We start from the raw sequence: 11242 nt of genomic DNA on the forward strand, positions 1-11242 counted from the left end.
TATCACTTACTATTTACAATATACTCCCATTGGAACGATTTGTCAATTGGTTTCACACCCCATACACAACTTCACTTCGCCCTCCTATTCCTCAACCTTCACTAGTCCTTGGGTGATCGCCGCCCCCATAAACGGACTCGCCGTCCCAACGCTAAACAGCTGCAAATGGTGCATCGCCCGGGTACACGCGGTATAGAACAACCGCCGCACGCCCTCCTCCCCATAAGACCGTGCCGAAGCATCGTAAAGGATCACCGCATCGAACTCGATGCCTTTGGCCAAATAAGCCGGGATGACCACCACACCTTGCTTGTATTCGATCGAATCGCGGGTGACCAGCTTCAACTCACCGAGGGGTCCTCCGTTCAAAGCAACATAAGCAGCCGTGCTTTCCGCGGCGGACCGGCATATGATGGCGATCGTAGCTGCTCCCTGTACTTTGAATTCCGCGACCTTGGCCTCAATACGCCGGTGTAATTCAGCCGGGTCAGCCACCTGCGTCAACACCGGGGTTTCTCCGTCCCGCTCGAAAGGTTCGATCTGTTCACCGCCGGGGATCAGGCTCCGCGTAAACTCGACGATCGGTCGAGTCGACCGATAGCTGCGCCGCAATTGGATCGTCTCTGTTTGCTCCGGTCCATAGAGGCGTTGCAATCCCTGGAAATCCGCCGTGCCAGCGGCGTGCGCGAAGATCGCCTGATGGAAATCGCCGAGCACCGTCAGCTTTGCGGCAGGAAACAGCCTTTTCAAAAATTCGAATTGAAGCGGAGAATAATCCTGCGCCTCATCGATTAGGACATGGCGGATCGATATGTTCGCCTGGAACCCCAAAATCAGCTCATGCAGCAGCAGAAACGGCGTCGCATCCTCATAAAACAACTTACCCACATCGAGGTTCTGAACTGTGATCCGGCAAATCTCCCCCCAGGCTTCCCTCACCTCCGGAGCCTCCGATTCCATCCAGGAACCGATATGAACCGGAGCCTCAAAAAGCTGTTTATACACCCCAGCCAGATCGATAAAACGCAGCTCACGGATCTGTTCGCGGATCGGCTTTAGCTTCTTGCGCACGACCATGCGTGCCAGCTCCCTCACCAAGCGTTCACCTTCGATCTCCTCGTCGGAATCCTCGGTTAAGCCGTATTTTTGCCGAATCCGTTCACAAGCCCGTTCGTATTGCTCGTTGCTAAGCAACTCGATGGCATCCTGCACCCAGGGCTTACGGCGCTCCTGCTTCTCGATCTCGCCGATTCGTTCATTCAGCCAGGTCGTTAATCGTTCGATCCGACCGGACATACGTGGTGAGTCCTCCCCGCTGTAAAACTGCGCTGCCATCTCTTCCGCCGAAACCAACGTGTCTCCGCGAAATTGGATGGGCCGGAACCGCATGCCGCCTTGTTCCAAAGACGACCGATAAGCCTGTATCGCTTCGAAAAATGACGCCGAAGCCTTCAACCGGATCGCGGCCATACGCGTTTGATAATCCGGATCCTCCTGCGCCGTCAGCACGTATTCCAACTGCGCGTAAGGATCCTCAACCTCAAAGAAGCCGCTAAGCCGGTGGTCGAGGTATTCCTGGAACGTCACCTGCTGCATATTTTCCTCGCCAAGCTCGGGAAGCACGCCGGACACATAAGTCTGAAACATCGCGTTTGGCGAAAATAACACGATCTGATCGGCCGTCATCCGTTCGCGGTATTTGTACAGCAAATAAGCGATCCGCTGCAAAGCCGCGGACGTTTTCCCGCTGCCGGCGGCGCCTTGCACAATCAGCAGACGACCTTGATCATGGCGGATGATCCGGTTCTGCTCCTGCTGGATCGTAGCTACGATGCTGCGCATCTGCGCATTGGCGGTATGACCTAACACCTGCTGCAGCACCTCGTCCCCAATCGTCAGCGAGGTATCAAACATCGAGTCGATCCGACCGTGCCGGATGAGATATTGCCATTTCCGCTCCAGCTCCCCGCGAATCGTCCCGCCGGGCGTCACATACTCGGCTGGCCCCGGCGCGTAATCGTAATACACGCTGGAGATGGGAGCCCGCCAATCGTAGATCAGAAACTTCTCCCCGCTGGGATCCACCAAAGACGAGACGCCGATGTAAACCCGTTCGGTCTCCGGCTCGCCTTCCTCGGCGAAATCGATTCGCCCGAAGTAGGGGTTCTCCTGCATTCGCAGCAGCGCTGCCCGGCGTTTGGAGGCTTGACGGTGGCTGCTTTGGCTTAACGACAAGACCTCGGCCTGCTGCCGCAGACTGATGACCGTTTCCAGAAAGTCGTCAAAGTTATCCAAATTCACCGTAACATCTTCCCAAAAATGCTTACGGAACTCGACCACCTCATTTCTGCGGCGCGAGGTATCCTCCTCCAGTTCGCCGATGCTCTCCGCGAGGATCTCCATCACATGATCCAACCGTTCCTGTTCCCGCTTCAGCTCTTTATCCATCATACGCACTCCTTTTTGCAAATTTGGGGGTTGACGCGAGTTGATTTTTTCGCTACAATAAAATTAGGATAGGTACGCACTGTTACTTTAAATCTCGACGCATGCTATTCCAATATAGCATGCTTTTTGGCGTTTATCAATACGAAGTGTAAAAAGCCGCGCCCTCCCCTCTAAGGGAAGAAACGCGGCTTGTTTTATCCAATCCGATTTAAGCTGACCTTGCCATCCACCGGATTAAGGCAATGTTTTGATCTTCTCTGCGATCGGCGTTCTTGGTCTCGCAGCCGGCACCTCAACTGGGTAGCCGATGCCAAAAACCCCAATCACCTCATACCCTTCCTCTACGCCAAGCAGCTCACGGTTGTGCGGCAAGCCACCGATGGACGACCAGAACGTGCCTACGCCCGCTTCATGCGCGGCCAGCAGGAAATTTTGCGCGAAGCAAGCGGCCGCCATCACGTTCTCATCCCGTTCAATGACGGTTGCTCCCGGTTTGGACAACAGCCCGAGAACGACGGGAGCCCCCCAGAAGTCGCTCTTGTGCTTTAGCTTCGCCCGCGATTCCGGGCCGATGCGGAGCAGCTCCCACGGCTCGTTGCAGCGGTGGTTCGGGGCAAAGCTTGCCGCCTCCAGCCAGCTCATCAATGCAGTTTCATCGACCGGGTCCGGCTTAAACGCCTTAATATTTCTCCGGCTTCTAATTAAATCAATCGTACTCTTGCTCATCCGTTAGTGCCTCCCTTAACTCGAACAAATGGATAAATTCTTGAATAATTTCGTCGACCGCCTTTAATTCGCCGCTAATCACCGGCTTGATCGCATCGTATTCCGGTTGATTCAGCTGTTGCCGAAGCACTTGGCGCTTAACCTCAAGCCGCTCCAAAAAAGCGATCGCCCGCCCGCGCCGAAACGTCTGTGCACTTTGGGTTCGCGGCTCGCCCCCATCCTTGGTCGAGCGTTGACCTCCCCGGCCATGACCTCGCCGGTCCTTAGACGCGAGAGCTTCTGAGTCGTAATGCCCTCGATAGGATTCATGTCTGCCTTCTCGCATTCCTGGATCCCTCCTATTTGTATACATATGTATACGATTTGCATCTTGTATACAAATGTATACAAAAAGCGGTTCGTTGTCAAGTTTATCCAATCGATACACAAAAAAAGACAGCCTCTGCCGTGAGAGGTCTGTCTTGATCTTCTTCCAACACTTCACTTCAAGCGTTAATACAACCGTTCCTCACCGGTAACCGGGTTCTGAAACGCCGATTGGATATCGCTTTTCGTCAGCTCTTCAGCAAACTCCGTATCCTGAGCCGGTTTGGATTGAGCCGGCCGCTTGGTTTTCGAGGCATCCCCCCGAGAACCCGCCGCTTGCTTTGATTCTTTCGCCATCGCCTAGTTGCACTCTCCTTTATCTACGAAATGCTTACCTAGGCGTTAGGGTGCGGTTCCAGCCGATCTTTTATACAACATATCAAGCTTTGGCTTAATAAGCCGTCCAGCCGGCATCTGCGGTAATCGTCGTACCATTCACGAAACTTGAATCATCGGATCTTATGCTTGTTGTCCGTTCTCGATCACGGCGGCCAGCAACGCCAGCGTCAGCCCTTGCCCCCAGCCCTGCGCCCATTTTCGGTCCACCTGAAGATAACCCTCGATATCCTTCATCACGGCCGTCCCGCCCGATACGTTCAAGACGCGGCCTTGCTCCGTGATGTTGCTTAGCACCCCGTCCAGCGCCTTCTGCACATATTTGGCGTGCAGCGGGTTACCTTGGGTGAGCATCGCCGCCGAGATCCCCGCCGTGGCGGACACCTCGCCGTAAGCGTCCGGGTAATCGAGCACGGTGCCCCATAAGCCGTCCTCATGCTGCAGCTTCTTCAGCGCAGCCAACTGATCGCGCAAGGAGCTCCAAATATGCATCATCGGCGGATACAGATAAGCTTCCGGCAAGATCTTAGCCGCCCGCGACATCGTGTAAGCCGCCCAAGCGTTAGCCCGCCCCCAGTAGATGCCGGACATATGATCCTGATTAAGGTGATTGTACCCGTGGTACCACAGGCCGGTGTCCTCGCTTTGCAAATAATGGATATGCCCGAAGAACTGATGGAGCGCATCGTCTATCAAAGGCTTCTCGCCCAGCATGATCCCCGTGCGGAGCATAAAGTACGCCGCCATAAACAACGTATCCGCCCAGCATTGCTCGGGAAAATCATTCCCCGCCGACACCGTATGCTGGAGCACCCGGTCCCCGAATCGCGGAGCTTGATTCAGCAGGTAATCGATTTTGCTGAGGATCAGGTCGAGATACTTTTGCTCCTTCGTTTGTTCATACAGCGTTAGCAGCATATGTCCCATCGCGCAGGCGTTTACCGTCCAGACCGGGAGTCCCGCCTCGAGGTACTCGTCGCACCATTGAATCATCCGCTCCACGTAAGCCGACTCTCCGGTCGCTTCAAACGCTCGGCTGATTCCATAATAAGCTACGCCGCACGGCCAATCCCAGGTCAGATCCATTCCGAAGGTGTACTCCACAACGCGTTGCATGACTGGCTTGAGCTCGGAAGGGGTTGTTTTCAGCTTCAACATCTCTCCGTCCTCCTCACCCTTGACTTTATTTGTAGTTTCCGGCATCGATCGCCGCCTGCTTCTCATCTAGAATTTCCTGATACCCCGCATCAAGATAAGTTTTCTTGGCCGCCTCATACGTGGCGTCAAACTCGTTTTCCGGCGCAATTGCAATCTTGACATATAGCTCCTGATACAGCGAATTCAAATCGGCCTTGTATTCATTCACCTTCTCAAGCACCACGCTGTACAAGGCATCCGGCGTACGGAATTCCGCATACTTGTCATAGAATGCCAAGGAGTCCTTCGCCAAATTTTCGTATCCCGGCGGCGACATGCTGCGCAGATAAGCTTCCCGCATTTGCTTCGGATCATCGTATTTTACGGTTTCAACCACGAGGCACCAGTAGTCTTTGTTGTTGTTTTGGGAGAGCACCGAATCGCCTTTAAAATCCGGATTTTTTACGGCGATGCCATCGGCATCCAGCGTATAGTTTTCACCTTCGACACCGTTTTGCAGGAAGAACAGGTTCTCCGGCTGACTCATCCATTCCAGGTACATCCAAACGGCAGCGCGTTCCATCTCAGTCGATTCATAGTTGATGCCCATGATCATGCCAAACGGCCAGTAAGCACGGCCCTGCGGCTTCCGCCCTTCCGGTACGCCGGCTTGGGTGTCCAGCACCGCAAATTCCGCTTCTGAATTGTTTTTCAAGGTGGAGGTTATTACGTCGGTATTGCTGGACAGATAGAAGCTGAAGGTCCCGGTTTTGCCCGCGACAAATTCCGCTTTGGCTTTGTTCTCATCATCGCGTAAGTAAAACTCTTTATCGATCAGGCCGTTATTATATTGATAGTTCAGGTTGCGCAGATAACGCTCAGTGTCGGCGGTTGTCAGGTCAGCTACGCCCAGGTCGGAATACAAGGCGCGGTATTTCTCGTCGATCGGCCAGTCGCGGAACGCGTAATTAAACGTGTAATTGTTCTTTTTCAGCGTTTCGCCGCCGGTACCCAACCCCGCTTCCTTCCACTTTGCCAAGAGCTCGTTGTATTTTTCCAGGGACGTCAGATCCTCCACTTTCATGCCAACCTTCTCCACCCAGTCCTTACGAATCAGCGTTGTGAAGCTGTCCAGGCTCGGACGCTCGCCGAAGAAGAAGACGTTTTTCTTATCAACCGTGCCATATTGCTTGATAGTATCGCCCATCGTCTTCCAGTACGTCGGTGCGTAATGGGCAATTTCGTCCAAATCCAGCTCCTGCATCACGCCCTCCCCGTAGTAGGCCAAAGCCTGGGGCATATCATAATGGTAAATAATATCCGGCGCTTTGTGCGACGCCAGCAGTTGCTCGTAGTCCGTCACTTCATTGCTGCGAGTAATCGGGATAAACTTTACGTTCACATTGTACTTATCGCCAAATTGCTGTTGAATCCAGCGCGTGTAGTAGTTGTCGGTGACGTTCCAGCCCTCGAAAGCCCTTTCATAAACCGGAAGCTCCAGTGTCACCTTCTCGGGAAATCCGCCCGAGTAATCGGCATATTTGCCGTCTACGCTGTTCGTGGCTGTAGGTGTCGACTCGTCCGAGCCGTTGTTCGAATTAGCTTTCTTGCCGCTGCCGCCCATGCAGCCCGACAATAAACCGACGATGATTACGGAAACCAGAATCCAGGTGAACTTTTTGCCCATTTCTCATTTCCCCCTAATCGATAATGAACTACTCCTTAACAGCCCCCAGCATGACCCCTTGAACAAAATACTTCTGGATAAAAGGATACACGCACAGGATCGGCAGGGTGGCGAAAACAACGCACGAGGCCTTCAGCACCTCGGGATTGCTTAACGAGACCTGCGTCGCTTCCAACTGGAAGCTTTCGCTTGCTTGAATGACCAGATAATACAATTTGAGCTGCAGCGGACGGAGATCCACCCGTTGCTTAATGTAAAACAGCGCATCTTGATAAGCGTTCCAGCGCCCTACCGCATAGAACAGCGACAACGTCGCCAGAATGGGCTTGGAGAGCGGGAGCACGATGCTCCACAGGATGCGGAAATGCCCGGCCCCGTCGATCCGCGCCGATTCTTCCAGGCTGACCGGAATGCTGCTGGAAATCGCCGTCTTCATGATCAGCAGATTAAACGCGCTGAACGCCGGCGGCAGAATTAATGCCGACCACGTATCCAGCATGCCGAGATTGCTGATCAGCATATATTCGGGAATGATCCCGCCGGTGAAATACAAGGTGAACATAAAGAGGAACGTCAGCGTGGTACGGCCCTTCAACTGCTTGCGGGACAGCGGATAAGCTGCGCAGATCGTAATGATCATGCCAAGTACTGTGAACAGAACCGTTACCACCACCGATACGTACAAGGAACGGAGAATACTCGCATCGGCAAAAATTTTGCTGTACGCCTCCAACGTAAAACCTTCCGGCCATAAAAACACCTTGTTAGCAATGACAAACGCATCATCGCTTAACGACTTCGCAACGACATGAAGAAACGGCAGCAGACACACAAGCGAGGCGAGGATTAGCGTAAGATGGATGAGGACGTCCCAGACGTCAAAGCGGCGTTTTCGGTGCAGCGCCAGCGTATTTACGGATGCTTTCATGGTTCGCCTCCTTTCTTAGAGCAGCCCGTCTTCGCCAAGCTTCTTGGCAACCCGGTCGGCCAGCAGGACGAGCATCAGGCCAATCACGGATTGGAACAACCCAAGCGCCGTAGCCCGGCTGAAGTTTCCGCTTTCGATCCCCCAGCGATAGACCAGGACCGGAATCGTAGTCGTGAATTCGGTGGTCGCTTTATTTTGCAAGGCAAAAATCCGTTCGAATGAGCCTTCCATCACCCGGCCCAAATTCATGATGAGCAACGTGACGATGGTCGGACGGATGGAAGGCAGCGTGACGTTCCACACCTTCCTCCACCTCCCGGCTCCATCCACCGTCGCCGCCTCGTACAGCTCCGGATTGATGCCGCTCATGGAAGCCAGATAGATGATGGTCCCCCAGCCCATGCTTTGCCAGATGCCGATGGCTAGATAACTGATCAACCAGTTCGTATCCTCTTGCAGGAACGGAACCCGCGTGCCGCCCAGCATGGCGATCAGGTTGTTGATGACCCCGTTGCTTTCGCTCAATAATTGGTAAGCGATCGCTCCGATGATGATCCAGGATAAAAAATGCGGCAGGTACAGCAGTGTCTGGTTGACCCGTTTGAATTTCACGTTTTTGATTTCATTTAGCAGGATGGCAAGCAGGACGGGGATTGTAAAGCTAAAGACCAGGTCAAGCGAATTCAGCAACAGGGTGTTTCGGACGGCACGGCCGAAGTCATGTTTGGCGAAGATTTCGGCAAACACCTCGAAGCCCACCCATTCGCTGCCCCAAAATCCCCGGGCGATTTTGTAATCCTTAAAGGCCAGCACGAGTCCGGACATCGGCGCGTATTTGAACACCAATACAAAGGACAGCGGAATTAACAGCAGCAAATACAACTCCCAGTCCCGGCGAAAATGGAACGTTGCCCCTCGGCCTAAAGGCGGGTCAACCCGCAGTTTCGATTTCGTTTTTGAAGCGCTTTCAACTTTCACAAACCTCACCTCCTCCAGGGTCTGGCCTAACTCGCTTCCACCGCGGCTGCTTCAGCTATGGCGAGTTTGTGTCACATCATACCTCCCCATCCGCTCCCCCGTAAATCATGAGTTTTGATTCTCCACATCACTTTTGATCGGTTCCCATGCCGATAGTGCGGTTGCCATCGTCACATGATCAAATCTGATAGGTCGGAGCAAAAATGGAGCTGCTTCCCTCGGTCCCCCGCAGGAAAGCAGCTCCTTTCAACCTACCCCGAGCTCCGCAGCTTGTAGGCTTTATAACTGCTCGGCGGCATTCCTTCATATTTCCGGAAGAACCGGTTAAAGCTCTGAACGTTAACGTAACCCACCTCTGCCGCAATCTGTTTGACTGTCATTCCGGTTTCCAGCAGCAGGCCTTTCGCTTTCTCAATGCGCCGCAGGTTAATGTAATCGATCAAGCTGGTTCCCGTCATCTCGTAAACGATCTTGCGCATATACGAGTAACTGATGCCAATCTCCTTGGCCATGTCCTCAAATACGATTTCTTCGCAATAATGTGCATCCAGATAGCGAATGATCCGTTCGCCGTGCCCCATTTCGCTCTCCGGCCTTCGCGCAAGGTATTGGAGAATATCGCGATAGAACTCGCGCATGTAAGTGTCCAGCTCATCCAGGGTGTCCATAGAAGCGATAGCGGAATAGATGTTACCCCGCCCGGCGAAAATTCGCGTTGGATTGATTTGATTCTCCCTCAGCTGCTTGATCGTAACGCCAACCAACTGGTGATAGATAAACATCAGATTATCGTAAGAAATATACGGGGCCGATTGGATTTCCCGGCGAATCCCCGTCAATTCCTCCAATAGGCTTTCCTGATCCCCGGCTTCCAGGTAATTCAGAATCCGCCTTTCGCTGTCCGCTGGGTACAAGTAAGGTTTGCCCGGCTCGTCTTCCTCCCTCCAGAAGGAGACCCCGCCTCCGCCGCCAACCCGCCGCTGCTTAATCAGCTCCATCGCCTCCGCCGCCCGATCCTGCAGCTCGGCGCAACTCTCCGCCCGGTTGCTGACGCCCACGGTGACGGTGTGATGAAGGGTTTCCTCCGCGTAACGGCTTAACGTCTCCAATGCCCCTTGGATTCCTTCATCTCCGCGATCCGCTTCCGCCTGTCCGAAATTGATCACAACGGCGAAGCCCCCCTCCCCTTGATAAACGCACTTAGCGAAAATACCGGGAGGAAATAATGTCTCGCTGTGCGTGACGATCAGATACCGATGATAACTCCGGGTTTCCGGATTGGTCGTGTCCGCATAATTCCGGTAGCGGTCGATCGAAAGGACGGCAACACGGTAAAAAGCTTCAGGAAACAGCGTCTCTGCCGACTGTACCTCATCTCCTCGCAGCAATCGATGAACCGTCAAGCTGCGGGCATCCTGCTCCCGTTTCCTCAGCAGCTTGTAGAGCTGCTCCTCTTCCTCTTGCATCCGTTTAAATACGGCGTCAAGAAAGGTCAGTTCATTTTTGTGCGACACTCCTCGGCTGCCGCTCGTCCTTAGATTCCTTACCAGCTTCCGCACCGGCTTGGAGAGCCAGGTCGCCAGAAACACCGTTAGCACAGAACCGGCAAAAATTACAGCGGCTGTCAGCCAAATGATATTATGCTGCAGCTTCTTGGTTTTGGTCATCAACGCATCCATGGAATAGACATTGACGTTCCACCAACCAAACAGCTCGGAACGGGACCACGTATACAACAATCGTTCCCCTCCAAGTTCATAGAACGAGTAGCCCTCCCCTGCAGGACTCTCCAGAATCTCCCGAATATACGGCTGCTTGCTCCCGTCCGTGAGCAGCAGCGACTTGTCGTTATGCGAAAGGATGGTCCCGTCCGCATCCAGCAGTAAGAAGCCTTGTTCGCCGGGTTCCGTCGAGCGTAAGTACGTCCCGATTTGGCTCTCCCGCAAATTGATGACGATGGTTCCGCGCGTTGTAGTTGATAAGCGGTTCAGCGGCAGCACATACGAGATGACGGTTTCTCCGGAAGCCAATCGGCGCGGGAACCATACGCCGCTAATCCCTCGGCGCCCGGCCAGCGCCTCATCGATCCAGCCGATCGACTCATAGCGGTCTAGCGTCGTAATCCCTTTGTCAGTCGAGATCACGTAATCGGCATCGTCTAGATAGAAGTAAGAGGAATGCACCCCGTTCACCCGGTGATTCAAATTGACCAGCTCCCGGAGCACGATCAGAGCCTGGCTCACATGCGAGTAATTTCCCTGCAGCTCCTTATAGGTCTCGAATTGGCGAATTCGGTCAAAAACTCGGCTGGCGGTCAACCGCACCGTATCCTGAGCCAAGTTGTTCAGGGCGTTCTCGTTTAGTCTTCGGTTCGCGTCCAGACCTGCTAAGGAAGATTCCGCAATCGCCTTCTCCGAGTAATGCAAAATTTGCGTCCCGCTATACAGCGTCAAAATAATCGCAGGAACCGCCATGACGCAGAACAGGATAATTCCCAATTGAAGCATCATCGGAATCCGTTTCATTTTCCCTTTCATCCCCTCCGAAATGGGCTTTTCCGCAGCAGACTTCTGGGTGTTAGATATAAAGCGCTTTCAAAATCAACTTGGATAAATTATACATCAGCACTAAGTCAG

At 53.5% G+C, this 11242-nt stretch carries 9 protein-coding genes and 1 pseudogene; all 10 read right to left on the reverse strand.

Annotated elements, in window-relative coordinates; genetic code table 11:
• Positions 1-84: 84 nt before the first annotated feature.
• On the reverse strand, positions 85-2448 hold the full coding sequence (gene helD, locus BN3277_RS19680) for an RNA polymerase recycling motor HelD (RefSeq protein ID WP_059045657.1): 2364 nt from the start codon (positions 2446-2448) through the stop codon (positions 85-87).
• Between the two features lie 234 nt (positions 2449-2682).
• The gene (locus BN3277_RS19685; protein WP_059045659.1) at positions 2683-3174 is read right to left on the reverse strand and encodes a nitroreductase family protein; all 492 of its coding nucleotides are present in this window, start codon (positions 3172-3174) and stop codon (positions 2683-2685) included.
• Positions 3155-3499, reverse strand: a complete 345-nt coding sequence (locus BN3277_RS19690; protein WP_082691533.1) for a hypothetical protein — start codon at positions 3497-3499, stop codon at positions 3155-3157. Before BN3277_RS19690 ends, BN3277_RS19685 begins: the two co-directional genes overlap by 20 nt.
• 167 nt (positions 3500-3666) lie before the next feature.
• Positions 3667-3837, reverse strand: a complete 171-nt coding sequence (locus BN3277_RS25605) for a hypothetical protein (RefSeq protein ID WP_157688739.1) — start codon at positions 3835-3837, stop codon at positions 3667-3669.
• Positions 3838-3931: 94 nt separating this feature from the next.
• Positions 3932-4000: pseudogene (locus BN3277_RS26140) on the reverse strand (hypothetical protein); the annotation flags it as partial.
• Positions 4000-5034 (reverse strand): glycoside hydrolase family 88/105 protein, encoded by a 1035-nt coding sequence (locus BN3277_RS19695; protein ID WP_059045661.1) that lies wholly within the window; start codon positions 5032-5034, stop codon positions 4000-4002. The gene BN3277_RS19695 and the pseudogene BN3277_RS26140, both read right to left, overlap by 1 nt.
• Positions 5035-5059: 25 nt before the next feature.
• A complete protein-coding gene (locus tag BN3277_RS19700) occupies positions 5060-6700 on the reverse strand; it encodes a type 2 periplasmic-binding domain-containing protein (protein WP_059045663.1) in 1641 nt (546 codons plus the stop codon).
• Between the two features lie 28 nt (positions 6701-6728).
• The gene (locus BN3277_RS19705; RefSeq protein WP_059045664.1) at positions 6729-7628 is read right to left on the reverse strand and encodes a carbohydrate ABC transporter permease; all 900 of its coding nucleotides are present in this window, start codon (positions 7626-7628) and stop codon (positions 6729-6731) included.
• A 15-nt stretch (positions 7629-7643) separates the two neighbouring features.
• Entirely contained in the window at positions 7644-8606 is a 963-nt protein-coding gene (locus BN3277_RS19710; RefSeq protein WP_059045666.1) for an ABC transporter permease, read from the reverse strand.
• Between the two features lie 251 nt (positions 8607-8857).
• The gene (locus BN3277_RS19715; RefSeq protein ID WP_059047345.1) at positions 8858-11131 is read right to left on the reverse strand and encodes a helix-turn-helix domain-containing protein; all 2274 of its coding nucleotides are present in this window, start codon (positions 11129-11131) and stop codon (positions 8858-8860) included.
• Positions 11132-11242 lie beyond the last annotated feature (111 nt).

The organism is Paenibacillus rubinfantis, from assembly GCF_001486505.1.
Lineage (GTDB): Bacteria > Bacillota > Bacilli > Paenibacillales > Paenibacillaceae > Fontibacillus > Fontibacillus rubinfantis.

Bases quoted from the DNA above. Each gene is read 5' to 3' on its own strand.
- helD (WP_059045657.1), bottom strand. From the start codon at position 2,448: ATGGATAAAGAGCTGAAGCGGGAACAGGAACGGTTGGATCATGTGATG.
- BN3277_RS19685 (WP_059045659.1), bottom strand. From the start codon at position 3,174: ATGAGCAAGAGTACGATTGATTTAATTAGAAGCCGGAGAAATATTAAG.
- BN3277_RS19690 (WP_082691533.1), bottom strand. From the start codon at position 3,499: ATGCGAGAAGGCAGACATGAATCCTATCGAGGGCATTACGACTCAGAA.
- BN3277_RS25605 (WP_157688739.1), bottom strand. From the start codon at position 3,837: ATGGCGAAAGAATCAAAGCAAGCGGCGGGTTCTCGGGGGGATGCCTCG.
- BN3277_RS19695 (WP_059045661.1), bottom strand. From the start codon at position 5,034: ATGTTGAAGCTGAAAACAACCCCTTCCGAGCTCAAGCCAGTCATGCAA.
- BN3277_RS19700 (WP_059045663.1), bottom strand. From the start codon at position 6,700: ATGGGCAAAAAGTTCACCTGGATTCTGGTTTCCGTAATCATCGTCGGT.
- BN3277_RS19705 (WP_059045664.1), bottom strand. From the start codon at position 7,628: ATGAAAGCATCCGTAAATACGCTGGCGCTGCACCGAAAACGCCGCTTT.
- BN3277_RS19715 (WP_059047345.1), bottom strand. From the start codon at position 11,131: ATGAAACGGATTCCGATGATGCTTCAATTGGGAATTATCCTGTTCTGC.